Annotated in this window: 21 protein-coding genes and 1 pseudogene; 16 read left to right on the forward strand and 6 right to left on the reverse strand. The window is 66.9% G+C overall.

What is annotated here, in order from left to right:
* Positions 1–7 precede the first annotated feature (7 nt).
* From mmsB to QX039_RS01285, 5 genes and pseudogenes are all read left to right on the forward strand, one after another.
* Positions 8–916 (forward strand): annotated as a pseudogene (mmsB, locus tag QX039_RS01265) (3-hydroxyisobutyrate dehydrogenase); the annotation flags it as partial.
* Entirely contained in the window at positions 916–2,646 is a 1,731-nt protein-coding gene (locus QX039_RS01270; protein WP_315770923.1) for an AMP-binding protein, read from the forward strand. The pseudogene mmsB and the gene QX039_RS01270, both read left to right, overlap by 1 nt.
* Positions 2,647–2,652: 6 nt before the next feature.
* A complete protein-coding gene (locus QX039_RS01275; protein WP_315770924.1) occupies positions 2,653–3,129 on the forward strand; it encodes a MaoC family dehydratase in 477 nt (158 codons plus the stop codon).
* Positions 3,130–3,265: 136 nt separating this feature from the next.
* A complete protein-coding gene (locus tag QX039_RS01280) occupies positions 3,266–4,183 on the forward strand; it encodes an SDR family NAD(P)-dependent oxidoreductase (protein WP_315739162.1) in 918 nt (305 codons plus the stop codon).
* Between the two features lie 155 nt (positions 4,184–4,338).
* Entirely contained in the window at positions 4,339–5,565 is a 1,227-nt protein-coding gene (locus QX039_RS01285; RefSeq protein WP_315739163.1) for a TIGR03862 family flavoprotein, read from the forward strand.
* Between the two features lie 224 nt (positions 5,566–5,789).
* Here the strand turns inward: QX039_RS01285 and QX039_RS01290 are convergent, their stop codons facing one another.
* The 3 genes from QX039_RS01290 to QX039_RS01300 form a co-directional block, all read right to left on the reverse strand.
* Positions 5,790–6,869 carry a D-TA family PLP-dependent enzyme gene (locus tag QX039_RS01290; RefSeq protein ID WP_315739165.1) on the reverse strand — a complete coding sequence of 360 codons (1,080 nt, stop codon included), beginning with the start codon at positions 6,867–6,869 and terminating at the stop codon, positions 5,790–5,792.
* A 152-nt stretch (positions 6,870–7,021) separates the two neighbouring features.
* Positions 7,022–8,833, reverse strand: coding sequence for an ABC-F family ATP-binding cassette domain-containing protein (locus QX039_RS01295; protein WP_315739166.1), 1,812 nt, complete (start codon positions 8,831–8,833; stop codon positions 7,022–7,024).
* A 4-nt stretch (positions 8,834–8,837) separates the two neighbouring features.
* On the reverse strand, positions 8,838–9,341 hold the full coding sequence (locus QX039_RS01300) for a YaiI/YqxD family protein (RefSeq protein ID WP_315739167.1): 504 nt from the start codon (positions 9,339–9,341) through the stop codon (positions 8,838–8,840).
* A gap of 125 nt (positions 9,342–9,466) precedes the next feature.
* On the opposite strand from QX039_RS01300, the gene QX039_RS01305 reads away from it, so the two are divergent.
* A complete protein-coding gene (locus QX039_RS01305) occupies positions 9,467–10,267 on the forward strand; it encodes a hypothetical protein (RefSeq protein WP_315739168.1) in 801 nt (266 codons plus the stop codon).
* A 443-nt stretch (positions 10,268–10,710) separates the two neighbouring features.
* Here the strand turns inward: QX039_RS01305 and QX039_RS01310 are convergent, their stop codons facing one another.
* The gene (locus tag QX039_RS01310) at positions 10,711–13,086 is read right to left on the reverse strand and encodes a xanthine dehydrogenase family protein molybdopterin-binding subunit (protein ID WP_315739169.1); all 2,376 of its coding nucleotides are present in this window, start codon (positions 13,084–13,086) and stop codon (positions 10,711–10,713) included.
* Positions 13,087–13,286: 200 nt separating this feature from the next.
* Between QX039_RS01310 and QX039_RS01315 the strand changes: the two genes are divergently transcribed.
* The 8 genes from QX039_RS01315 (at position 13,287) to QX039_RS01350 (ending at position 20,533) form a co-directional block, all read left to right on the forward strand.
* On the forward strand, positions 13,287–14,360 hold the full coding sequence (locus QX039_RS01315) for a Ppx/GppA phosphatase family protein (RefSeq protein WP_315739171.1): 1,074 nt from the start codon (positions 13,287–13,289) through the stop codon (positions 14,358–14,360).
* Positions 14,361–14,596: 236 nt separating this feature from the next.
* Positions 14,597–15,292 carry an RlmE family RNA methyltransferase gene (locus QX039_RS01320; RefSeq protein ID WP_315739172.1) on the forward strand — a complete coding sequence of 232 codons (696 nt, stop codon included), beginning with the start codon at positions 14,597–14,599 and terminating at the stop codon, positions 15,290–15,292.
* 100 nt (positions 15,293–15,392) lie between these two features.
* Positions 15,393–15,671, forward strand: coding sequence for a DUF3551 domain-containing protein (locus QX039_RS01325; RefSeq protein WP_315739173.1), 279 nt, complete (start codon positions 15,393–15,395; stop codon positions 15,669–15,671).
* 81 nt (positions 15,672–15,752) lie between these two features.
* On the forward strand, positions 15,753–16,112 hold the full coding sequence (locus tag QX039_RS01330) for a hypothetical protein (protein ID WP_315739174.1): 360 nt from the start codon (positions 15,753–15,755) through the stop codon (positions 16,110–16,112).
* 168 nt (positions 16,113–16,280) lie between these two features.
* Positions 16,281–17,249, forward strand: a complete 969-nt coding sequence (locus QX039_RS01335; protein WP_315739176.1) for a Bug family tripartite tricarboxylate transporter substrate binding protein — start codon at positions 16,281–16,283, stop codon at positions 17,247–17,249.
* The gene (locus QX039_RS01340; protein WP_315739177.1) at positions 17,246–17,740 is read left to right on the forward strand and encodes a tripartite tricarboxylate transporter TctB family protein; all 495 of its coding nucleotides are present in this window, start codon (positions 17,246–17,248) and stop codon (positions 17,738–17,740) included. Before QX039_RS01335 ends, QX039_RS01340 begins: the two co-directional genes overlap by 4 nt.
* Positions 17,740–19,239 (forward strand): tripartite tricarboxylate transporter permease, encoded by a 1,500-nt coding sequence (locus tag QX039_RS01345; protein ID WP_315770925.1) that lies wholly within the window; start codon positions 17,740–17,742, stop codon positions 19,237–19,239. The genes QX039_RS01340 and QX039_RS01345 overlap by 1 nt, the downstream gene beginning before the upstream one ends.
* Positions 19,240–19,474: 235 nt before the next feature.
* Positions 19,475–20,533 carry an acyltransferase gene (locus QX039_RS01350; protein ID WP_315770926.1) on the forward strand — a complete coding sequence of 353 codons (1,059 nt, stop codon included), beginning with the start codon at positions 19,475–19,477 and terminating at the stop codon, positions 20,531–20,533.
* Here QX039_RS01350 and QX039_RS01355 read toward each other — a convergent pair.
* A complete protein-coding gene (locus tag QX039_RS01355; RefSeq protein ID WP_315770927.1) occupies positions 20,518–21,942 on the reverse strand; it encodes an O-antigen ligase domain-containing protein in 1,425 nt (474 codons plus the stop codon). The genes QX039_RS01350 and QX039_RS01355 overlap by 16 nt on opposite strands.
* A gap of 346 nt (positions 21,943–22,288) precedes the next feature.
* Between QX039_RS01355 and QX039_RS01360 the strand changes: the two genes are divergently transcribed.
* Positions 22,289–23,479: a sialate O-acetylesterase gene (locus QX039_RS01360; RefSeq protein WP_315770929.1), complete on the forward strand. Its 1,191-nt coding sequence runs from the start codon at positions 22,289–22,291 to the stop codon at positions 23,477–23,479.
* Between the two features lie 14 nt (positions 23,480–23,493).
* Here QX039_RS01360 and QX039_RS01365 read toward each other — a convergent pair whose 3' ends face one another.
* Positions 23,494–24,981, reverse strand: a complete 1,488-nt coding sequence (locus tag QX039_RS01365) for an MDR family MFS transporter (protein ID WP_315770930.1) — start codon at positions 24,979–24,981, stop codon at positions 23,494–23,496.
* 135 nt (positions 24,982–25,116) lie between these two features.
* Between QX039_RS01365 and QX039_RS01370 the strand changes: the two genes are divergently transcribed.
* Entirely contained in the window at positions 25,117–25,365 is a 249-nt protein-coding gene (locus QX039_RS01370) for a hypothetical protein (protein ID WP_315770931.1), read from the forward strand.
* Positions 25,366–25,507 lie beyond the last annotated feature (142 nt).

The following is a 25,507-nucleotide window of genomic DNA, read 5'->3' on the forward strand; positions in this document are numbered from 1 at the left end:
TCAGGTCGAGGGGAGAGAACGAACCATGGCAACGATCGCATTCATCGGCCTCGGCAACATGGGCGGACCAATGGCCGCCAACCTGGTCAAGGCCGGCCACAAGGTGGTCGCGTTCGATCTGGTCGAGACCTCGCGCGCCCAGGCCAAGGCCGATGGCGCCGAAATCGCCGACAGCGCCGTCGCCGCGGCCAAAAGCGCCGATGCCGTCGTCACCATGCTGCCGGCCGGCAAGCATGTGCTGGCAGTCTGGACCGAGGTCGTGCCGGCAATGACGAAGGGCGCGCTGATCATCGATTCCTCGACCATCGACGTCGAGAGCGCGCGCGCCGCGCATGCGCTGGCCGCGAAGCACGGCATCGCCGCCGTGGACGCGCCGGTGTCCGGGGGCACCGGCGGCGCCAAGGCCGCAACGCTCACCTTCATGTGCGGCGGCGAGGAAAGCGCCTTCGCCACGGCGAAGCCGATCCTGGAGAAGATGGGCAAGAAGATCGTCCATTGCGGCGGCGCCGGCGCGGGGCAGGCGGCCAAGATCTGCAACAACATGATCCTCGGCATTTCGATGATCGCGGTGAGCGAGGCCTTTGCGCTCGGCGAAAAGCTCGGCCTGTCGCATCAGGCGCTGTTCGACGTCGCCTCGACCTCGTCAGGGCAGTGCTGGTCGCTGACATCCTATTGCCCAGTGCCGGGCCCGGTGCCGGCCTCGCCGGCCAACAACGACTACAAGCCCGGTTTTGCGACGGCGCTGATGCTGAAGGACCTCACGCTGTCGCAGGACGCCGCCAAGGCGGCCGGCGCGGCGACGCCGCTCGGGCAGCACGCGCAGGAGATCTATAAGGCATTTGAGGCTGCCGGCCATGGCGGCGTCGACTTTTCAGGGATCATTCAGCACGTCCGCAAGCTCGCCGGGACCATCTGATGACGACATTCAAGGACGCACGCGCGTTTCTGCTGGCGCATCGCACCGACTACGATGCGGCCGTGAAGGGTTTTCGCTGGCCCGATCCCGTCCCGTTCAACTGGGCGCTCGACTGGTTCGATGCCGAACTCGCATCTGATCCGGAGAGTCGCGAGCGGACGGCGCTATGGATCTTCGATGCCGCGCAGGACCGCCAGACCAAGCTGTCCTTCGCGGCGCTGTCGCGCCGCTCCAACCAAGTCGCGAACTTCCTGCGCGCGCAGGGGCTGAAGCGCGGGGACCATCTGCTGCTGCTGCTCGGCAACGTCGTTCCGCTGTGGGAGACGATGCTGGCGGCGATGAAGCTCGGCGTCGTCGTGATCCCCGCGACCACGCTGCTGACGACCGACGAGCTGCGCGATCGTCTGGAGCGCGGCCGCGCCAAGGCCGTGGTCGCGGCGCAGGATCAGGTTGCGAAGTTCGCCGATCTCGGCGCCGATGATCTCGTCCGGATCGTCGTCGGCGCGCCGGCAGCGCCTGCTGGCTGGCTGCCGTTCGAGCAGGTGGCTGACGCGGCCGAGGCGTTCACGCCGGATGGGCCGACGCAGCCGGATGATCCGATGCTGCTCTATTTCACCTCGGGCACCACGGCCAAGCCGAAGCTGGTGCGGCACAGCCATCGCAGCTATCCGGTCGGCCATCTCTCGACCATGTACTGGCTCGGCCTGCAGCCGGGCGACGTACACCTCAACATCTCCTCGCCGGGCTGGGCCAAGCATGCCTGGAGCTGCTTCTTCTCGCCCTGGAATGCCGGCGCCACGGTATTCGTGGTCAATCAGCCGCGCTTCGACGCCAAGGGGCTGCTCGCGATCATCAAACGCTGCGGCGTCACGACGCTGTGCGCGCCACCCACGGTGTGGCGGCTGTTCATCCAGGAGCACCTCGCCGACTTCAAGGTCTCGTTGCGCGAGGCCTGCGGCGCCGGCGAGCCGCTCAATCCGGAGGTGATCGATCAGGTGCGTGCCGCCTGGGGGCTGACGATTCGCGACGGCTATGGCCAGACGGAAACCGCGGCCATCGTCGGCAACTCGCCGGGCCAGAAACTGAAGATCGGCTCGATGGGTCGGCCGCTGCCGGGCTATCGCGTCGAGGTCGCCGACATCGACGGCAATCTCGCCAGTGAAGGCGAGATCACGCTGGCGCTCACCGGCGAGCGTCCGGCCGGCCTGATGCAGGGCTATCAGGGCGACGACGGCAAGTTGTCCGGCGCCGATGGCACGCGCTACCGCACGGGTGACGTCGTGTTCCAGGACGGCGACGGCTATCTCACCTTCGTCGGTCGCTCCGACGACGTGTTCAAATCGTCCGACTACCGCATCTCGCCGTTCGAGCTGGAAAGCGTGCTGTTGGAGCATGAGGCCGTCGCCGAGGCTGCCGTTGTGCCGTCTCCGGATCCCATCCGTCTCGCCATCCCGAAAGCCTATGTGTTGCTGACGGCCGGCGCGGAGCGCTCGCGCGCCACGGCGCTGTCGATCTTCGTGCATCTTCAGGCGCGGCTGGCGCCGTTCAAGCGCATCCGCCGGCTCGAGCTCGTGAGCGAGCTGCCGAAGACGATCTCCGGAAAGATCCGCCGCGTGCAGCTGCGCCGGCTGGAGCATGAGGACGACCGCACGGATCATCTGCGCGGCACGGAGTTCAAGGAAGAGGATTTCCCGGAGCTGAAGACCAGGCCGTCCGGGCACGAGGTGTAGGAACGCATGAACCAGATCTGGAAGAAGCCGCCGATTTCGCTCGCAGCCTATCAGGCCATGGTGGGCCAGGAGATCGGCGTGTCATCGTGGCACGTGCTCGATCAACAGCGCATCGACACCTATGCCGATGTGATCGAGGATCATCAATTCATCCATGTCGATCCGGAGAAAGCCAAGGCGACGCCGTTCGGCACCACGATCGCGCACGGATTCCTGACGATGTCGCTGTTGTCAGTGATGTCCTACGAGGTGATGCCGGCGATCGAGGGCACGGCGATGGGCGTCAATTACGGCTTCGACAAGCTGCGCTTCATCTCGCCGGTGAAATCGGGAAAACGCGTGCGCGGCCGCTTCGTGCTGGTGGAAGCCACGCTGCGCAAGCCCAAGGAATTGCAGTCGCGCACCAATGTCACGGTCGAGATCGAAGGCGAGGACAAACCCGCGCTGGTCGCCGACTGGATCGGACTGATCTATCTCAGCTAACTCTCTTCGTCCCAACCCACCCCTCGTCATCGCCGGGCTTGACCCGGCGATCCAACAAAACTGAGAGTTTTTCGAAGTGGATGGATGCCCGGGTCAAGCCCGGGCATGACGAGCCTAAAACCTAGGACACAGCAACATGGCAATCAGATTTGACGGACGCGTCGCCATCGTCACCGGCGCAGGCAATGGTCTCGGACGCGCGCATGCGCTGGGATTGGCGAGCCGCGGCGCCAAGGTCGTGGTCAATGATTTCGGTGGCGCGCGCGACGGCACCGGCGGCTCGATGACTGCGGCGGAGACGGTGGTCGAGGAGATCCGCAAAGCCGGCGGCACCGCGATCGCCGACGGCGCCGACGTCTCGAATTTCGAGCAGGTCACTGCGATGGTCGAGCGCGCCACGAAGGAGTGGGGCAGCGTCGACATCATGTGCGCCAATGCCGGCATCCTGCGCGACAAGTCGTTCGGCAAGATGGAGGTGGCGGATTTCGCCAAGGTGCTCGACGTGCATCTGGTCGGCAGCTTCTACTGCTGCAAGGCGGTGTGGAACGGCATGCGCGAGCGCAATTACGGCCGCATCGTGCTGACGACCTCGTCCTCGGGCCTGTTCGGCAATTTCGGGCAGGCCAACTACGGCGCGGCCAAGACCGGCATGGTCGGCCTCATGAACGTGCTGGCGGAGGAGGGCCGCAAGACCAACATCCGCGTCAACATCATCTCGCCGACGGCGGCGACGCGCATGACGGAGGAACTGCTGCCACCGCAGGCGCTGCAGCTGATGAAGCCGGAATCGATCACGCCCGCGGTGGAGTATCTGCTGAGCGAGGACGCGCCGACCCGGACCATCATGGGCGCGGGTGCTGGCTCCTTCGCGGTGATCAGGATCCTGGAGAGCGAGGGCATCAACCTGCCGCCGGAGGAATGGACGCCGGACGCGATCGCCGCGCATTTTGCCGAGATCAGCGACATGTCGAAGGCGAGGGCGCTGCAGGGCGCATTCGAGCAGACGCAGAAATATGTCGGTCAGGCCGCCGCGCGGCTGGGGATCAAGCTGTAAGACACGATGCCCGGGTCGAACTCCGCCGTCATGGCCGGGCTTGACCCGGCCATCCACGTCTTTGGCACTGAATGCGTGGAGAGGCGGGGATGCCCGGGTCAAGCCCGGGCATGACGACCTTTTGCTCGGCGACCTGCTCGGCCTAGATTGGCGCCATGTCCTCTTCAAACCAAGTCGCCGTCATCGGAGCCGGCCCGGCCGGACTGATGGCGGCCGAGGTGCTGGCCGAGGGCGGGACCGCCGTCACCGTCTACGATGCGATGCCGTCGGTGGCGCGCAAGTTTCTGATGGCCGGTCGCGGCGGCCTCAACCTCACCCATAGCGAAGAGCTGCCCGCCTTCCTGGCGCGCTACCGCGAGGCGGCGGCGTGGCTTGAGCCGGCGATCCGCGCGTTCCCGCCACAGCGGCTGCGCGACTGGTGCGAGGCGCTGGGCGAGCCGACCTTCGTCGGCTCCTCGGGCCGCGTGTTTCCGAGGGCAATGAAAGCCTCGCCGCTGCTGCGCGCGTGGCTGCGCCGCCTCGATGCGCAGGGCGTGCGCGTCGAGTTGCGGCATCGCTGGACCGGCTGGGACGCGGACGGACATCTCACATTCGAAACGCCGGCGGGAGCGCGCGCGGTCGCCGCTGACGCTGTCGTGCTCGCGCTCGGCGGCGCCTCTTGGCCGCGGCTCGGGTCCGACGGCGGCTGGGTGCCGATCCTGGCGGCGAAGGGCGTCGCGATCGCGCCGCTGCGGCCGGCCAATTGCGGCTTCACCGTCGCCTGGTCAGACATCTTCCGCGATCGCTTCGAGGGCCAGCCGCTGAAGGGCATCGCGCTGTCGTTCGGTGATCGCGGCGTGCGCGGGGAGGCTGTCGTCACGCGCGATGGCATCGAGGGCGGCGCCGTCTATGCGCTGTCGGCGGAGCTGCGCGAGGTGATCGCGCTGACAGGGGGGGCGATCCTGCATGTCGCGCTGCGGCCCGACCTTGCGACAGCCGATCTCGTCACGCGGCTCTCGGCACCGCGCGGCAAGCAGTCGTTCTCGAACGTGCTGCGCAAGGCGGTGCAGTTGTCGCCGGTGGCGATCGGGCTGCTGCAGGAGGCGGCCAGGGCGCACGGCCTGTCACTCTCGTCGCTGCCGCCCGATCGTCTCGCGGCGCTGATCAATGCCGTGCCGCTGAAGCTGACGGGCACCGCCGGACTCGCCCGCGCCATCTCCAGCGCCGGCGGCATCGCGCATGACGAGCTTGACGCCGATTACATGCTCAAACGCCTGCCCGGTGTGTTCGCCGCCGGCGAGATGCTCGATTGGGAGGCCCCGACCGGCGGCTATCTGCTGCAAGCCTCGTTCGCGACCGGGGCCGCCGCGGGCAGGGGCATCTTGAAGCGGCTCGAATTGTAGGGTGGCAAAGCGAAGCGTGCCCACCATTGGCATTCGTACAAGAACGCGGTGGGCACGACGCTTCGCGCCTTTGCCCACCCTACAGATTTCTCGTCATTGCGAGCGAAGCGACGTGTCCGCCGAAGCTCCTCGAGCGTAGGTGGAAGCAATCCAGGGTCACGCGCGCGACTCTGGATTGCTTCGTCGCTTCGCTCCTCGCAGTGACGCTGCGAGAGAGCTTCGTCCTACCGCAGCTTGCCCCGCGCCGCGACCGGCAACGTGCCCAGGATCTCCTCGCCGCGGACCATCACGACCTCGTCCATCATGTTGACGACGACGCAGACGTGGTTGGGGATGATGCGCACGACGTCGCCGACATTGGGGCGGGTGTTGCTGCGGGAGAGATCGAGGAAGCCGTGCTCCTCGGCGAAGCGCGCGATCTTCGCTTCCGGGTGCTCCAGGATCAGGCCGTGGCCGTCGAGGCCGCCGGTGTCGGTCGTCAGCGTCTTCGAGCCGGCGTCGAGGATGCCGCGCTCGGGCGCGGCGCGGCTGACGACGGTGGAGTAGATGTGCAGCGCGCAGTCGTCCCAGGTCGCGACCCCGGCGGCGACCTGCATGCGGTCGTTGTAGATGTAGGTGCCGGGCCGGTGCTCGGTGGCGCCCTTGAGCTTGCCGAGATTCTTCAGGTTGGGCGAGCCGCCGGTCGAGACGATGGCAGCCTCCAGCCCTTCGGCGCGAACGCCGGCCAGGGCCTCGTCATAGAAGCGCTGCGCCTCGTCCCAGCCGGTCTCGGTCGGGTACATCATGAAGCCGGCGAAGCGCAGGCCCTCGCTGGCCTTGATCTGGCGCGCAAGCTGGATCGCCTCGGCCGGTGTCTCGACGCCGGCGCGCTTGCGGCCGGTGTCGCATTCGACCACGACCGACAGCGTGCGGCCGGATTGTTTTGCTGCCTGCGGCAGGCCGGCGATCACGGTCGCGTTGTCGGCGGCGACGGTCATATCGGCCTTGGTCTGCAGCGCGGCAAGACGCGCCATTTTTTCCTCGCCGATCAGGTTGTAGCTGATCAGGATGTTACTGATGCCAGCGGCCGCCATGATCTCGGCCTCGCCGATCTTCTGGCAGGTGATGCCTTGCGCGCCGGCCTCGATCTGCAGCTTGGCCAGCACCGGGCTCTTGTGGGTCTTGATGTGCGGGCGGTTGGCGACGCCCGCGGCCTCGCACTGGGCCTGGATGCGCGCGATGTTGCGCTCAACTCTGTCCATGTCGATGACGGCGCAGGGCGTGCCGTAGTCCCTGGCGATCTTGGCGGCGAGCGGGGTGGTCATGTCATTTACTCCATATAACCGTCATTGCGAGGAGCGAAGCGACGAAGCAATCCAGAGTCACGACTGCAGCCCTGGATTGCTTCCGCCGTCGCCCTTCGGGCTATGGCGGACATGTCGCTTCGCTCGCAATGACGAAGTGATTTCGATGAACGTCACGCGCCCTCGATCTCCTCGCGCAGCACTTCGAGCTCCAACCAGCGGTCTTCGGCGGCGGTGAGCTCGGCTTGCGCAGTGGCGAGGGCGAGGGAGGCGGCGTCGAATTTCTTGCGGTCTTTCGCATATAGCGCGGGGTCGGCGAGCACGGCCTGCTGCTTGGCGATCTCGGCTTGCAGCTTGGCGATCGTCTTCGGCAAGGTCTCCAGTGCGTGCTTCTCGTTGAAGGAGAGCTTGCGCTTCGGCGCGCTCGCAGGCGCCGCGGCCGCGTGCTTGGTTTCCTTCTTCTCCTCAGCCGCCTTGGCATGCTGGCGCTTCAGGTCGGCACCGCGCTGAGCCAGCATGTCGCTGTAGCCACCGGCGTATTCCTGCCATTTGCCGTTGCCCTCGGGGACGATCACCGAGGTGACCACGCGATCGAGGAAGTCGCGGTCGTGGCTGATCAGGATCACCGTGCCCTCGTAGTCGCCGAGCATGTCCTCGAGCACGTCGAGTGTCTCCAAGTCGAGATCGTTGGTCGGCTCGTCCAGCACCAGCAGGTTCGATGGCTTGGCCAGTGCGCGCGCCAGCATCAGCCGGCCGCGCTCGCCCCCGGAGAGCACTTCGAGCGGCGTGCGCATCTGCTCGCGCGAGAACAGGAAGTCCTCCATGTAGCCGACGACGTGCTTCGGCTTGCCGGCCACCATGACGTGATCGCCGCGGCCGCCGGTCAGCGCTTCGGCGAGCGTCGTCCGGGGATCGAGGCTCTCGCGGTGCTGGTCGAGCGTCGCCGTCTCCAGATTGACGCCGAGCCGGATGCTGCCGCTGTCCGGCTCGCTGCCGCCGGTGAGCAGGTTGACCAGCGTGGTCTTGCCGGCGCCGTTGGGGCCGACGATGCCGATGCGGTCGCCGCGCTGGATGCGGATGGAGAAGTTGTCGACGATCTTGCGATCACCATAGCTCTTCGATGCGCCCTTCGCTTCGATCACCAGCTTGCCGGACTTGTCGGCCTCGGCCGCGGCGAGGTTGGCGGCGCCCGCCGTGCCGCGATAGTCGCGGCGCTGCTGGCGCAGCGCATGCAGATTGGCGAGCCGCTTGACGTTGCGCTTGCGGCGGCCGGAGACGCCGTAGCGCAGCCAGTGCTCTTCGTTGACGATCTTGCGGTCGAGCTTGTGCTGCTCGCGTTCTTCCTCCGCCAGCACCTCGTCGCGCCACGCCTCGAACGCCGCAAAGCCGCGGTCGATCTGCCTGATCTGGCCGCGGTCGAGCCACGCGGTCGCGCGGGACAGATTGGTAAGGAAACGACGATCGTGACTGATCAGCACCAGCGCCGAGCTTCGGCCGTCGAGCTCGTTCTCCAGCCACTCGATGGTCGTGAGGTCGAGGTGGTTGGTCGGCTCGTCCAGCAGCAGGATGTCGGGGTTGGGCGCAAGCACGCGCGCCAGCGCCGCGCGACGCGCCTCGCCGCCGGAGACATGCGCGGGATCCTCTTCTCCGGTCAGTCCGAGCTGCTCGACGAGATAGCGCGCCTGATAGTGATCGTCGCCCGGGCCGAGCCCGGCCTCGACATAGGACAGCGTGGTGGCATGGCCGGAGAAATCCGGCTCCTGCGGCAGATAGCGAACCGTGGCGCCCGGCTGCACGAAGCGGGTGCCGCTGTCGCATTCGACGAGGCCGGCGGCGATCTTGAGCAGCGTCGACTTGCCGGAGCCGTTGCGGCCGATCAGGCAGACGCGCTCGCCGGGCGAGACCGACAGTTCGACGCCCTGCAGCAGCGCGGTGCCGCCGAAGGTCAGGCGGATGTCTTTGAGTTGGATGAGAGGCGGCGCCATATCTCTAGCTCTGCTGCTGGACCCGCGCCGCGCGCTGGCGCTGCAGGCGGCGGATCGTGGTATCGAGGGTGGAGAGGAAGGTGGAGCGGTCGCGCGGCGTGAACGAGCGCGGGCCGCCGGTCACCTCGCCCGATGACCGCAGATCGGTCATGAGGTTGCGCACAGCGAGCGTCATGCCGATCGACTCCTCGGTGAACGGCTTGCCGTTCGGTGCGATCACGGCGCTGCCGGCCTTGACGCAGCGGCTCGCCAGCGGAATGTCCGCGGTGATGACGACGTCGTCGGCGCCGGCGCGCTCTGCGATCCAGTCATCCGCGGCATCCATGCCGCTGCCGGCCGCCACGCGCGTGATCAGGGGATCCTCGGGCACGCGGATGAAGCCGCCCGCAACCACGATCACTGGCAGGCCGTGGCGGATCGCGACGCGATAGATCTCGTCCTTCACCGGACAGGCGTCGGCGTCGACATAGATCGTGACAGGGGCGAGCTCGGCGGTTTCGGTCGTCATCTGGCGTTCTGCTGGGGGTGGCCGGTTGGTACCCCATCGCCAGCCAAATTGCGAGCCAAACGCTGGCCTTGCCAGGACCTTTCCGGCCGTTACCATCGCCCGAAAAGGGTCAAAGGGAGGCAAGGATGGCAGACGGAATCGCGACCTATGCGGTCGAGGCGTTCAACACGGCCAAGCAGTCCGAGAACAAGATGCACGATGACAGCGTGGCGCGCCGGTTCGGCTTCGCCGGCGGCCTCGTGCCCGGCGTCGAGGTGCTGGCCTACATGCTGCATCAGCCGGTTGTGCGCTGGGGCCGGGCATTCCTGGAGCGCGGGCTGATCGAGGCGCGGTTCACCAAGCCGGTCTATGACGGCGAGATCGCCGAGGTCAGGGCGGAGGAGGTCGGCGACGGGCTCCGCCTGGAGGTGACGAGTAAAAGCGAGATCTGCGCCACCGGTTCCGCGTCGTTGCCGGCGGCGGCGCCGGACGTGGTGCTGGCCGGCTATCGCGATGTTCCGCCAGCAGCGGTGCGGTCGGTGATCGGCGCAGACTCGTTCGCCGTCGGCAACTGGCTCGGCACTGCGCCACGCGCCTGGCCGGGGCAGGCGGCGACGGCCTATCTCGCCGAGATTCGCGAGCGCGATCCGATCTATTCCGGCGAGCGGCTCGGTCATCCCGGCATGCTGCAGCGGGTGATGAACCGCCTGCTGGTCGACAACATCGTGCTCGGTCCGTGGATTCACGTCGGCAGCCGCATGCAGCTGCTGTCGGCGATTGCCGAAACCGACGAGATCACCGCGCGTGGCCGGGTGGTCGCGAACTACGAGAAGAAGGGACACCGCTTCGTCGAGATCGATGCGCTGGTGGTGGCGAACGGCACGCGGCCGCTGGCGCACTGTCACCATGTGGCGATCTACCAGCCGCGCGCGCAGGCGGCGGCGTAATGGTAAAAGGCAGGCGGCATCCATAAAGCAGCTGTCATGCTCCGCGCAGGCGGAGCATCCAGTACGCCGCGACGTCTCGGCTGAATCGTAGCCGCCTCGGAGTATTGGATCGTCCGCATGCGGACGATGACAGTTGAGATTGGGGCATGCTGGTCGCCCCACGCTCCCGTCATTGCGAGCGCAGCGAAGCAATCCAGACTGTCTCCGTGGAAGGATTCTGGATTGCTTCGCTACGCGCTACGCTCGCAATGACGTGGAGAGGACCCGCGGCCCAATCTCGACAGTCCGTAGCCCGGATGCGCGCACGCGGGTGCAGGCGGGAGCGACATCCGGGTTCACCGATACGGCCCGTGAGACCCCGCATATCGCTGCGCTCGTGCGGGCTACGGGCTTTTCGTTTAGCAATGAGATGTTTTCGCCTCATCGCGAGCGCAGCGAAGCAGCTACGCCGCGGTCTTCGCCTTGCCGTCCTGGATCGCGCGCCAGAGCTTCTCGGTGGTCAGCGGCATGTCCAGGTGCTTCACGCCATAGTCCGACAGCGCGTCGATCACGGCATTGATCACACTCGCCATCGAGCCGGCGCAGCCGGCTTCGCCGCAGCCCTTGGTGCCCAAGGGATTGCTCTTGGCGGGCACCGGATGGTTGTCCACCGTCATCATCGGCACGTCGGAGGCGCGCGGCAGCGCGTAGTCCATCAGCGAGCCGGTGATCGGCTGGCCGCTCTCGTCGTAGCGCAGATGCTCCATCAGCGCCTGGCCGATGCCCTGGGCGACGCCGCCATGCAGCTGGCCGGCCACGATCATCGGATTGATCACCGTGCCGAAGTCGTTGATTGCGGTATACGCGACGATCTGCGCGACGCCGGTGTCCGGCTCGATCTCGACCTCGCAGACGTGGCAGCCATTGGGGAAGGTCGACTCCGTGACCGTCGAGTTGTGGTCGACGTCGAGCGAGGCCGGCACGCCCTCGGGCATCTTGCCGTCGCGTAGGCGGCGCGCTAGCTCCATGACGTCGATGCTGCGGTCGGTGCCGGCGATGGTGAACTGGCCGTCTGCGAACTCGATGTCGGCTTCCGAGGCTTCGAGCAGATGCGCCGCCGCCTGCTTGCCCTTGGCAATGACGAGCTGCGAGGACTCGACGATTGCCTGGCCGGTCGCGGTGATCGAGCGCGAGCCGCCGGTGCCGTTGCCGAACCGCACGAGATCGGAATCGCTCTGCTCCAGCCTGATCTTCTCGAAGGGCACGCCGAGCTGCGCCGACAAGACCTGCGAGAACGGGGTCGCGTGGCCCTGGCCGTAATCGAGCGTGCCGGTCGTCAGGGTCACGCCGCCATCGGCGTCGAAGGTGATCTTGCCGAGCTCGCCCGACGGCGGCGCGGTCACCTCGAGATACGAGCCGACCGCGATGCCGCGCAGCTTGCCGTTCTTGCGGCTCTCGCGCTTGCGCTTGGCGAAGCCGGCGTAGTCGGAGACCTGCAGCGCCTTCTCGAACACCGCGGCGAAGTCGCCGGAGTCGTAGGTCACGCCCGACGCGGCCGGGAACGGCATCTGGCTCGGCTTGATGAAGTTGCGCTTGCGGATGGTGAGACGGTCGATGCCCATCTCGCGCGCGGCGGTGTCGATCAGCCGCTCCATGAAGTAGTTCGCCTCGGGGCGGCCGGCGCCGCGATAGGCGCCCATCAGGGTGACGTTGGTGAGCACGGTCTTGATGTCGACGCCCAGCAGCGGCGTCTTGTAGACGCTGGCGAGGTTCTTGCCGGTGTTGAGCGACAGCGGCAGCGGCGCCACGCCCATGATGTAGGCGCCGAGATTGCCATAGCCGGACAGCCTGACAGCGAGGAACTTGCCGTCGGCGTCGAGCGCCAGCTCGCCATGGATGATCTGGTCGCGACCCTGGCTGTCGGACAGGAAGGCGGTGGTGCGCTCGTCGCGCCACTTCACGGGACGGCCGAGCTGCTTCGCCGCGTGCAGAATGCAGACGTACTCAGGATAGGAGACGTTCTTCATCCCGAACGAGCCACCAACATTGGTGGTGAGGATGCGGACCTTGTCCGGTGCGACGTTGAGGATCTTGGCCAGCGTCGCCTTGTTGCCGGACACGCCCTGGGTCGGCACCTGCAAGGTGAAGCGCTCGGTCTTGCCGTCGAACGCGGCGAGCGCCACGCGCGGCTCCATCGACACCACGGCGACGCGGGTGTTGACGATGTCGAGCTTGGTGACGTGCGCGGCCTTGGCGAAGGCCTCTTCGATCTTGGCCGTGTCGCCGTAATGATAATCGAGCGCGACGTTGTTGGGGATATGGTCATAGAGCTGCGGCGCGCCGGGCTTGGCGGCTTCCTCGGCATTGGTGACCGCGGGCAGGGGCTCGATATCGACCTCGACCGCCTCGGCCGCGTCGCGGGCCTGGGCCGCGGTCTCCGCCACCACGAACGCGACGGGGTCGCCGACGAAGCGCACCTTGTCGGTGACGAGCGCCGGCCGGTTGGTCTGCAGCAGCGGCGAGCCGTCCCGGCCCTTCAGCGGCAGGCCGCAGGTGAACGGGCCATAGTTGGCTCCGGCGAGGTCGGCTCCAGTCCACACCCCGAGCACGCCGGGCATGGCCTTGGCGGCCGCGGTGTCGATCCTCTTGATGATGCCATGGGCGTGGCTGGAGCGCACGATCCAGGCATGGGCCTGGCCGGGCAGGTTGAAATCGTCGGTATATTTGCCGTGACCGCGCACCAGCGTGTCGTCCTCCTTGCGCCGGACCGGCTGCCCGACGCCGAATTTCTGCAGCGCGATCGCGTTTTCGAGGGAGGCCGGGACGGTGTGATCTTGCATGAATGAGGACCCAAGAGGCTGGATTGGTCGCAAATGCGGGCTGTTCCCAGATAGTGCAGCGCCCGCGGCCGGACAACGGTTGATTAGGAATGGTGCATCACGCCTGACGGAGGGGCTGTTGCGCCGGCGCTATCCACTGATAATGTCTCACGAAAGAGAACTTCCATCTGAGCCGGTTCGGCCAGCGGAAAGACATTTGAATGATCAATGACACGCGGCTGCGGGAGAGTCCCACGCCGCGCGGGAACCTGGAGCCCGGCTTGCGTCCGGGTCTGGACGTCGCGACGCCTTCCTGCGCCAGCAATGGCAGCAGCGTCTACGCGGCCCTGGACCTCGGAACCAACAATTGCCGGCTCCTGATCGCCTGTCCTTCGGGCGACAGTTTCCGCGTGGTCGACTCCTTCTCGCGCATTGTCCGGCTGGGCGAGGGCATCTCGACCACCGGCTGCATCAGCGATGCGGCGATGGATCGGGCCATCGCCGCGCTCAGCATCTGCCGGGACAAGATCCAATCCAAGAAGGCCAGCCGCCTGCGTCTGATCGCGACCGAGGCCTGCCGCGCCGCCTCCAATGCGGAGGGGTTCCGCAGCCGGGTGGCGGCGGAGACCGGCATCGAGCTCGAGGTGATCGACCGCGAGACCGAGGCGGCGCTGGCCGTCAAGGGCTGCGCGCCGCTACTGGATCCAGGCGGGCGCGGGGCCATCCTGTTCGACATTGGCGGCGGCTCCAGCGAGCTGGTGCGGATCGAGCGCGATCCGGCAGACCGCAACGCCGAGCCGAGGATCAAGGCCTGGATGTCGATCCCGCTCGGCGTCGTGACGCTGGCCGAACGCTTCGGCGGCCGCGACGTGACGCCGGAGATCTATGCCGCCATGGTCGAGGCCGTGGCCGAGCATGTCGGGCCGTTCGCGGCCGAGAACGGCGGCGACCTCTCCGGCATGCACCTGCTCGGCACCTCCGGCACCGTGACGACGCTCGGCGGCATTCATCTCAACCTCGCGCGTTACGATCGGCGCCGGGTCGATGGCATCTGGATCAACGATGCCGACATCACGACGACGATCGCCAAGCTGCTGGCGATGAGCTACCAGGAGCGCGCCGAGAACAACTGCATCAGCATCGACCGTGCCGACCTCGTGCTCGCGGGCTGCGCCATTCTCGACGCGATTCGCCTGGCGTTTCCGTTGCCGCGGCTGCGCGTCGCCGATCGCGGCCTGCGCGAGGGCATGCTGGTCGAGATGATGCGCGAAGACGGTGCGCTGCGCACGGCGTAGCGACTTTACCCTCCCCTGGAGGGGGAGGGTCGTCTCACATGGAGCGCAGCGCAATGTGAGACGGGGTGGGGTGAGTTCCACGAGCAGTCTTCGTGTGGCTCACCCCACCCCGATCGCTCGCTTCGCTCCCGATCGACCCTCCCCCTCCAGGGGAGGGTGACCTTTGTAGTTCCGCCAGACCTCGAGCATGGACGGATTTTCGCCTCCCGCGTCTGGTCACGACGACCGAGAAACACATGGCAAAAGACACGACCGGCCGCATGCATGTGCAGGTCAAGACCGGAGGCAAGCGCAAGCTGTCCTCGAAGCTCTGGCTGGAGCGCCAGCTCAACGATCCCTATGTCGTCCAGGCTAAGCGCGACGGCTATCGCTCGCGCGCGGCCTACAAGCTGCTCGAGATCGATGACAAATACCGGCTGCTCAAGCCCGGCATGACGGTGGTCGATCTCGGCGCCGCACCCGGCGGCTGGAGCCAGATCGCGGCGCGTCGGGTCGGGGCCGAAGCCGGGAAGGGCAAGGTGATCGCGATTGATCTGCTGGAGATGGGCGAGATCCCCGGCGTCACCTTCACCCAGCTCGATTTCCACGCCCAGGACGCGCCGGAAAAGCTTCGCGCGATGCTCGGCGGGCGTGCCGACGTGGTGATGTCGGACATGGCGGCCAACACCACCGGCCACCGCAAGACCGACCAGCTGCGCATCGTCGGTCTCGTCGAACTCGCCGCGCATTTCGCCAGCGAGGTGCTCAAACCGGGCGGCAGCTTTCTCGCCAAGACGTTCCAGAGCGGCGCCGATGCCGACTTGATGGCGCAGCTCAAGCGCGATTACGCCAGCGTCCGCCACGTCAAGCCGGCGGCGAGCCGGCAGGATTCGTCGGAGCGCTACGTGCTGGCGATGGGGTTCCGCGGCGGAGAGCAGGCCGACCTGCTGTAACGGCGTCATTGCGACCGGCCAGCGCCGGCGATACAGAGCAGATGCAACAAGGTCTCGGGAATCGGCTTGGGCCGACGAGACCCGTTCCGGAGGTCCCGAAATGCGTGTCCTGACCTGCAGCGCTGTCGCGGTCGCTTTGATGGTGGGCTCGGCCATATCGGGGCCGGCTCACGCCCAGGCCTACGATCCGCGCTATCCCGTGTGCATGAAGGTCTATGAAGGCGGCCGGTTTGGCGGTGGCGAGTGGATCGACTGCAGCTATACGTCGCTGCCGCAATGTCGCGCGACGGCGTCGGGCCGTGCGGCGATGTGCGATCTCAATCCCTTCTACGCCCCGCCGTCGCCTCCGCCGCGCCGCGCGCATCGGCGGCATCGCTGAAACATTTCATGACGGAACGGCCGTTGCCGTGCCGCAATCGAACTGAAGATTCGAGACCCTCGTACCCATCGGGCTGCCGTGATGCCGCATCGTTTCATCGTCGCGATCGTGATGCTTCTGCTGCTGGTCCCCGCGATCGCGACCGCCGCGCCGTCGCACAAGCGCAAGGCGCACCGCTGGCAGGGCTATGGCTTCCTGCCCGGCTACAAGCAGCCGCCCAACAACAGCTTGCCGCTCTATGCCGACAAGGAGGCCATGCGCAACGGGCCGCGCGGCAGCCGCCGCCATTGGTATATCGACGGCACGCCGAAATACATGCTCTACAACGGCGAGTGGCATTATTTCGGCCAGCCAGGCTTCTATCGCGGCCATTACAATGGCGGCAGCTTCGGCCCGTGCTGGACGCGGACGCCAGTGGGGATGGTCTGGACTTGCGGTTAGGCCGCTCCTCCCACAACCGTCTCGTCCTCCCAGGGCTGCTGCTGCAACGCGGGCGACGGCGCGAGCAATCCCGTCTGGACAGAGGCCGCATTTCCCGCTGAAATGCCGCTCGTGAGGGGCAAGAGAAGAAACGCGAGCCGTTCGTTCGGCCGACCGTGGAGGACCGCTTTGAATTCGTTCTGTACGCGCCTGTTCGGCGCCGTCGTCGCTTTGACCTTCCTTGCCGGTGCTCCGGCCTTCGCCCAGCAGCTCGAGCTGAAGGTGATGGCGCCTGCCGCGCCCGGCGGCGGCTGGGACCAGACCGCGCGGGCCATGCAGCAGGCCTTCGTGGCGTCGGGCGTGGCACGCAGCGTCCAGGTGACCAACGTCGCTGGCGCCGGCGGCACCGTCGGCATCGCGCAGTTCGTCAACGGCGCCAAGGGCGACGGCAACCAGCTGATGGTCAACGGCTTCGTCATGGTCGGCGCGCTCGCCATGAACAAGTCGCCGGTGACATTGGAGCAGGTGACGCCGATCGCGCGGCTGACCGAGGAGATCCAGGTCATCGTCGTGCCCGCGAACTCGCCGATCAAGACGGCGCAGGATCTCGCCGCGGCGCTGAAGGCCGACATCGCCAAGGTCACCTTCGCCGGCGGCTCGGCCGGCGGCGTCGATCACGTGATGGCGGCGCTGTTCGCCGGCGCCGTCGGCGCCGACGCCAAGAAGGTCAACTACATCCCGTTCTCGGGCGGCGGCGAGTCGCTGGCGGCGATCCTCGGCGGCAAGGTCACGGCGGGCATTTCCGGCCTGTCGGAATACGACGGGCAGATCAAGAGCGGCAAGCTGCGCGCCATCGGTGTGTCCTCGGAGAAACGCATTCCAGGGGTCGACATCCCGACCTTCAAGGAGCAGGGCATCGACCTCGTGCTCGCCAATTGGCGCTCGGTGGTCGCGGCGCCCGGCATCACGCCGGAGCAGAAGAAGGTGCTCAGCGAGGCCGTCGAGAAGATGGTGAAGTCGGATGCGTGGAAGGAGATCTTGAAGCAGAAAGGCTGGGATGACGCCTATCTTCCGGGTGATGCGTTCGCCGACTTCCTGAAAAAGGAGAACGTCCGCGTCACCGACGTGTTGAAGTCGGTCGGCCTCGTCAAGTCATGACGACGGAGAGTGCCGGCACCGAGACACCCGCCTCGGGTGGCGTCGACAAGGCCGGCATCGTCATTGCGGCGCTGCTGGCGGCTGTCGCGCTCGTGCTTGTCTATGACGCCAATCAGATCCCGGCGACCACGATGTACGGCATGGGCCCGCAGGTCATGCCGGTCGTGATCGCGATCGGGCTCGGCATTCTTGCACTGGCCAATCTGATCGATGCCCTCAGAGGCAACCTGCCGCCGCGCGAGAGCTCCGATCCGATGGCGGTGCTGTTGATCCTCGCAGGCCTTGCGCTCTTGATCGCGATCATCGGGTTCGGTGGCGGCTTCATCCTGGCGACCACCGCGCTGTTCGTGACGACGTCGGCCGCGTTCGGCCGGCGCGCCTTCGTCACCGATCTCGTCATCGGCGCGGTGCTGACGACGCTGATCTATCTCGCATTCGACCGCCTCCTCACCCTGAGCCTTCCCGCCGGTCCGCTCGAAAGACTGCTCTGATGGACACCTTTGCCGCGCTCGCGCATGGGATGGCGATCGCCGTCCAGCCCATGAACCTGCTCTATGCGCTGGTCGGCGTGTTCCTCGGCACCGCCGTCGGCGTGCTGCCGGGCATCGGGCCGGCGCTCACCGTCGCGCTGCTGCTGCCGGTGACCTACAAGCTCGATCCCGGCGGTTCGCTGATCATGTTCGCCGGCATCTATTATGGCGGCATGTATGGCGGATCGACCACCGCGATCCTGATCAACACCCCCGGCGAGAGCGCCTCGATGGCGACCGCGCTCGAGGGCAACAAGATGGCCAAGGCCGGCCGCGGCGGCCCGGCGCTGGCGACGGCGGCAATCGGCTCGTTCGTCGCGGGCACCATCGCCACCATCGGTCTCGCCTTCCTGTCGCCGTATCTCGTCGACATCGCCGTGCGCTTCGGGCCGGAGGACTACTTCGCGCTGATGTGCGTCGCCTTCGTCACGGTGTCCGCGACCTTCGGCGATTCACCGATCCGCGGCCTCACCAGCCTGTTCATTGGTCTCACGCTCGGCCTCATCGGCATCGACAAGCTCACCGGGCAGGCGCGGCTCGCCTTCGGCGTGCCGGAGCTGCTCGATGGCGTCGAGGTGACGACCTTGGCGGTCGGCCTGTTCGCGGTCGGCGAGGCGCTCTACGTCGCCTCGCGCCGGCATCATACCGAGGAGAAGATCGAGGCCATCAAGGGCTCGCTGTGGATGACGCGCGAGGACTGGAAGCGGTCGTGGAAGCCGTGGCTGCGCGGCACCATGTTCGGCTTTCCAATCGGCGCGCTGCCGGCGGGCGGGGCGGAGATCCCGACGTTCCTGTCCTATTCTGCCGAGCGGCGCCTGACCAAATATCCCGACCAATTCGGCAAAGGCGCGATCGAAGGCGTCGCCGGCCCTGAGGCCGCCAACAACGCTTCTGCCGCGGGCACCTTGGTGCCGCTGCTGACCCTCGGCCTGCCGACGTCGGCGACCGCCGCGATGATGCTCGCCGGCTTCCAGCAATATGGCCTCAATCCGGGCCCGCTGCTGTTTGCCGAGCGGCCCGACCTGGTCTGGGGCCTGATCGCCAGCCTGTTCATCGCCAACACGATGCTGCTGGTGCTCAACCTGCCGCTGGTCGGTCTGTGGGTGAAGCTGCTCGCGATCCCGACGCCCTGGCTCTACGCCGGCATCCTCGTGTTCGCCACGATGGGGACGATCGCCGCAAAGCCGTCCGTGGTCGAATTGTCGATGCTGGCCGGCTTCGGCGTGCTCGGCTTCCTGATGCGTCGGTTCGATTTCCCGATTGCGCCGGTCGTGGTCGGGCTGATCCTCGGGCCGATCGCCGAGAGCCAGTTGCGGCGGGCGCTCGCGATCAGCCTCGGCGATCCCATGACCCTGCTGCAGTCGCCGATCTCTGCCACTCTGCTGGCGGTCGCGCTGATTGCGCTCGTCGCGCCGTTCGTCCTCAAGGGACTCGGGCGCTTCAAGGCGAATGAGGATTGAGTGTGGCGCGTAAGCCGAACCGCGCCACCTCTGGTCGCGATCCCCGGCGTAGGCGCAGCCATCCGGCAGAGGCTTATCGGTTGGTTAAGACTAACGCGAGAATACCCCCGATGTCCTGGCAGGCGCCGACGGCGCTGCAAAGCCGGCTGCGCTAAGACTTGGACGAATGCGGCGCGGACTTCGTAGGATCGCAAACTGGACACGGGCTGCGCGACACGGGCAGGACAAGTCGGGCATGGATGCTGGAACGCAGAGGGCAACGGCTGACACAGCGCGCACGGCGTGGATCGATTTCGCGCGCGGCCTCGGCGTCATCTTGGTCGTGTACGGTCACGTGCTTGGCGGTCTGGTGCGCCCGGGCATCTTCCCGGATGGAGCCGTCGCGCGCTGGATGGACTACACGCTCTACACGTTCCACATGCCGCTGTTCTTCTTTCTGGCCGGCTTGAATGTGCAGCACAGCTTGCGGCGCGGCGCGCGTCCCTTCCTCACGTCCAAGCTCTGGACCATCGCCTATCCCTATGTGCTGTGGTCGCTGATCCAGGGCGGGATCACGATGCTGCTGGCGCGGGATGCCAACATCCCGATTCATCCCGGCGATCTCGCCGCGATCTGGTATCGTCCGATCGCACAGTTCTGGTTTCTCTACGCGCTGATGATCTGCCACGTGATCGCGGTGCTGGTCCCGTCGCGGACGGTCTTGATTACGCTCGCGCTGGCCGGGCTCTGCGTGTTCCTCGCGCTGCCGATCCGGCCGGACCTCGCACTCACCCTGCATCATCTGCCGTTCTACGTCGCGGGCGTCTACGGTGTCAGCGTGGTGGCGGAATGGCGGCCGTTCGGCTGGTCCGCGTTGGCCGTGATCGGGATCGCGTTTGCGGCCGCGGTGGCGCTGGGCGGCCAGCTGTCCGGCATGGACGCCAATGGGCTCGCCTCCCTGCCGGCCTGTGTGCTCGGGATCGCCGGCACGGTCGGGCTCTGCAAGCTGCTTGCCCCGGCGCGTCATCGCTGGCTTGCGGCCGCAGGCGTCGCGTCGATGACGATCTATGTGCTGCACATCCTCAGCGGCTCGGGCATGCGCATCATCATGCTCAAGCTGCACATCCCACCATCGCCATGGGTCTATCTGTTGGCCGGGACGGCGGCCGGTGTCGTGCTTCCTCTGATGGCGCATGCCATCCTGCAGCGGCTGCATCTGCTGCCGGTCTTCGGGCTTGCACCGCCGGCCTCCCGCAAGCCGCAGGCCGCAGCGATCGCGCCGCGCGTTGCAACGTCCGATCAGGCGCCGGCCTGATGCTGCTGAGCGGCGACGGTGCGCCGTGCGCCGCCGGCCATCTGGTCGAGCGGACAGGCCATGGCGACGAGCATCCAGAACAGCGCCGAGACCTCGCCGGAGGAGATGCTGGTCAGCGGCAGCTGGATCAGCAGCGCACTGATGGCGAGCGCGCCGAGCACGGCGCCCTCGCGCGTCGGCATCCGCCAGGCGGCGCCGGTGGCGGCGAGCCCGACCCAGACATAGGCCGCGAGGCAGATCAGTCCGACCGGAATGCCCATCGTCACCCAGCTTGCGATGATCTGCCCGTCGATCGGCATCGCGCCGGCGACGCCGACGTCGGTGATGGTGAAGCCAGATCCCAGGACCATGCTGTTCGGCGCATTCCACAGCGTGACGAACTCATCCAGCCGCTCGCTGCCGCTACTGTCCTGCGACACGCTGCCGAGCGATTCCAGACGAGAGGTGATGACCTCCGCGAACGGCGTGAACATGACGGTGACGATCACCGCGCCGACCAGTCCGCCCGTGATCGATACGGCCCGACGCCGCGTCGCGGGGAACAACATGCAGAACAGCACGCCCACCGCGAGCGTGATCCAGCTGGTGCGGTAGAGCGACAGCAACAGGCCGAGCGCTGCGGGCGCCATCGCCGCCAGTGCCAGCCATCCCGGGCGCAGGAACCCCACCAGCAGCAGGCCCGTGGCCGTGAAGGTCGCGTAGCTGGCCGGGCCGTTCATCGTGCTGAACACGCGCACCATGTAGGGCAGCGGATAGCCGGCCGAGGTGATGCTGGCGTTCACCATCCAGAACCGATCCCAGCCTTGCGGATCGACATATTGCCAGATGCCGTAGAGGCCGGTGAGCGGCAGCACCAGCAGGAACACGCGCGTGATGGCATCGAGCAGGGCGCCGTCGGATTGCGCCCGCTGCTGCAGGGCGATCGCATAGAGTACGGGCGCGGCCCATTTCATTCCGCCATTGGCGGCGTTGAACCAGTCGTTCTGGAAGATCGAAAGCGCGCCGCCATAGACGATGCAGGCGAGGATGATGAGCGGCGCCACGAGCCAGGGATTGCCCGGCCTGTCCTTGTCCGAGGGCGAGAGTGCCAGACTCGGAACTGGCGCGATGATGAACAGCAGGGGGCCGCTCAACATGATGCCGGACGAATCGAATCCTGCGGAGACGTCGACCAGGCGGCGCACGAAAGGAGCAAAGGCGAACATCAGGATCGCCGACTGCACGTGGGCTGCGGGGCTGCGACGCCAAGCGAACCAGCCTGCGACCGCGCAGCCGAGCACGAAGGCCGGCCTGACAAGGCCGCCGAGTGCGGGCACGGCGAGCACCGTCGCCGCGAGCAGAAGCGCGGTTGGCCAACAGTCCGTCGCCAGGGTGGCGAGCGGCCGTGCATCGATTCGGCTCTCCTTCATGGAGGCGGACTATAATGGAAAAGGCGGCTCGCGCCGTATCCACAAAACAGGGCGGTGCCGGCGTGCATAACGAGATTGGCGCTCCTTGGTTCTTCCGCACGAACGCGGGGCTGCTTTCACATGGATGACACCAACGGGAGTGCCCTGTGGCCGTCCTTCGAGACGCGCGCCAAGGGGCGCGCTCCTCAGGACGAGGTCTGTGTTCGGAGCGCAATCCAAGCCCCTCATGGTGAGGAGCGCCGCTTGCGGCGCGTCTCGAACCATGAGGCCCGGAACGGCTGGAAGTCATATGCAAGCTCTGGAACAGAGGTGATATCCAAGGTTGGCGACGAAGAGTGACTGGAACATGAACCTGCGTGTATCAATCGTCGTACTTGTCGCAGCGTGGTTCGCCTCGTTCGCTGCCACGGCCGGCGCCGCGGAGGTGCTGCCGGCCCGCGACGTCTGCCAGCCGACCACCGCGGCCAGGACACGCGACGGCAATTGCGTTCCCTGCGCCGTCGGACCGATCTCGACCCGCCCAGGCTTCCTGGCGCTGTTGGAGCAGGTACGCACGCGGCGCGCCGCCTTTGCCGACAACGACCGTCGCATCGACGGCGCGAGCAGCGACCCGGAGGTGCAGAGCCTGCTGCAGGGACGCAACCTCGCTCTTGCGCTGTACGGTTCTGACGCGGATTTCATCGCGGGCGGCAACGCCTCGCGCTGTCTCATGGGGGACAACGAGGCTGCGCGTGCCAGGGCGACGCCAATTGCCTGCGACGCCATTCCGCGCGAGGGGCTGGTGGTGCTTCTGACCGCGGGCCAGTCGAACATCTCCAACACCGGCGCGCCCGATCAGAGTGGCCGGCTCTATCAGCCTCACAACCGGTTCTACAATTTCGACCGCTTCGACGGCCGCTGCTACGTGGCGCGCAATCCATTGCTGGGAACGCCGGGCGGGAGCGAGAACGTCGCCACCCGGCTGGGCGACGAATTGATCGATCGCGGGCTGGCGAAGACGGTGCTGATTGCGCCGGTCGCCATCGGCGGCACCTATCTGGAGGAGTGGCGCGCCCGCGGCGGCAAGTATTTCGAGGTGCTGCTCGCAACCATCGCCGGCCTGCGCGACGCCGGTCTCGAGCCGAGCGCGGTGCTCTGGCATCAGGGCGAGTCCAACGCCTTCGCCTTCTCGACGAACGGGGCGGAGGACGGCACGCATCTGCAAGTCACCCCGAAGATGAAGGAAGCGGGCCGGCTGTCGTACTTGCGGAACTATCTGGAGATCGTCGCCGGCCTGCGGGCGGCCGACGTGACGGCGCCGATCTTCGTGGCCACGGCGACGCTTTGCGGCAGCGTTCCCGACGAGATCATACGCTCGGCGCAGGCTGCGGTGCCGAACCCGGCGCTCGGCGTCCATCCTGGCCCGGATACGGATCAGATCGGGCTTACGCTGCGCCATGACGGCTGCCATATGAGCCGTGCCGGCACGGAGCTGCACGCGCGGATGTGGGCGGATCGCCTCGCCGAGTTCTGGAAGTCCGGCGCGAGGAGACCTTGACCGGAGAACGGTCGCTACCCCAGCCGCTGATCCCGCACGTCCTGCGTGGTCTCGCTCGCCGATTTCCTGGCGGCCTTCTCCGCGCCCTTCTCAGCGCCCTTGCGGCTCGCGATCGCCGCGACCTTGCGGCCTGAGATCTCGCTGCCGGCGTCATCCGGCATCTGCCAGAACAGGATCGACGACAGCGCCGAGGTGATGGCGACGACGATGAAGGCGGGCGCGAAGGACGAGGCGGTGAGCTGGCTCGCCCCGTGCATCCACATCGTGGTCTCCACCGAGAACGCGCCGACCGCGACGCCGGCGGAGATCGCGAGCTGCTGGTTGACACTGGTGAGCGTGGTGGCGCGGCTCATCTGCGCAGTCTCGACCTCGGCATAGGCCACGGTGTTGATCGCGGTGAACTGCAACGAGCGGAAGAAGCCGCCGACCACGAGAATGATCAGGATCAGCAGCAGCGGCGTCGCCGGCGTGAACAGCGCGCAGGCGGCGAGGAAGACCGAGCTGACGACGGCGTTGACCGTCATCAGATGGCGGAAGCCGAAGGCGCGGATGAGGCGCGCGGCCAGCGCCTTCATGCCCATCGCGCCGGCCGAGGAGCCGAAGGTGACGAGGCCGGACTGGAACGGCGACAGGCCGAAGCCGAGCTGCATCAAGAGCGGCAGCAGGAAAGGCAGTGCGCCGATGCCGAGCCGGAACATGAAGCCGCCGACGATCGAGGCGCGCAGGGTCGGCAGTCGCAGCAGCGAGAAGTCGAGCACCGGCGAATTGGTCCGCCAGGAGTGGCGGACATAGAGCGTCATCGAGATTGCGCCGATCGCGACGAGACTGCCGACCACCGACCATGGCAGCAAATTGAGGCCGGCGACGGAGAGGCCGAAGGCGAGACCGGCGAGGCCGATGCCCGCCAGCACCATGCCGGTGAGATCGAACGGCTCGGGGTTCTCGCTCTTGATCGGATCGATGAAGCGCAGCGCCATGATGATGCCGACGATGCCGATCGGGATGTTGATCAGGAAGATCCAGTGCCAGGAGAAATAGGTGGTGATGAAGCCGCCGACCGGCGGCCCGATGACGGGACCGATCAACGCGGGAATCGTGACCCAGGCCATCGCGCCGACCAGCGCGCTCTTGTCGACGGAACGCAGCAGCACGAGCCGGCCGACCGGCGTCATCATCGCCCCGCCCATGCCCTGCAGGATGCGCGCGAACACGAAGTTCTCGACCGAGTTGGCAAAGGCGCAGCCGATCGAGCCGATCATGAACACCGCGACCGCGCTCGAGAACACGCGTCGCGCGCCGAAGCGGTCGGCGGTCCAGCCGCTGGCCGGGATGAACACCGCCAGCGACAGCAGATACGAGGTGATGGCGAGCTTCAAGGTCAGCGGGCTGGTGCCGATGTCCCTGGCGATCGCTGGCAGCGAGGTCGCGATCACCGTGGAATCCATGTTCTCCATGAACAGGGCGGTGGCGACGATCAGCGGAATGACGCGTTGTTTGTTCATCGGATGTCGGCGGCGGGGGAGGGCAGGCGGGCGGTGCGGCTTTAACACCCTGCGACGAACGAGGCCATTGCGCTGCTGGCATGGCCGCCTAAATGCAGCGCGACGCTGCCGCGTCCCGTTGTTGGAGATGTGCCGATGATCTACCTGCTCGCCGCCCTGGTGCCGCCGCTGGGCCTGCTGCTCAACGGGCAGCCGTTCGCGGCGATCTTCAACCTGCTGCTGTGTCTGGTGTGCCTGGTCCTCGGCCTGTTCTTTCACGTCCTGCTGCTGGTGCCCTCGGCTCACGCGCTGATCGCCGTGCACATGCGGCGGGAGGACCGGCGGCACCGCGAGGTGGTCGACGCGATCCGGCGCTACGGCCCGCCGCCGGGCGCTTGGCGCTGAGGCCGGCGGGTCTGGAGGCGAGCGGAATTTCTGCTCCGGATTCAGGGTATTCACGATCTTTTATTGCGCGCGGAACGCGAATGAGGGCCGTTATCAGCCGTTCTTCGCAATCGCGGGAGGACTGTGTATCGGCCCTTTGATT

The organism is Bradyrhizobium sp. SZCCHNR1043 (assembly GCF_032489675.1).
Taxonomy (GTDB): domain Bacteria; phylum Pseudomonadota; class Alphaproteobacteria; order Rhizobiales; family Xanthobacteraceae; genus Bradyrhizobium.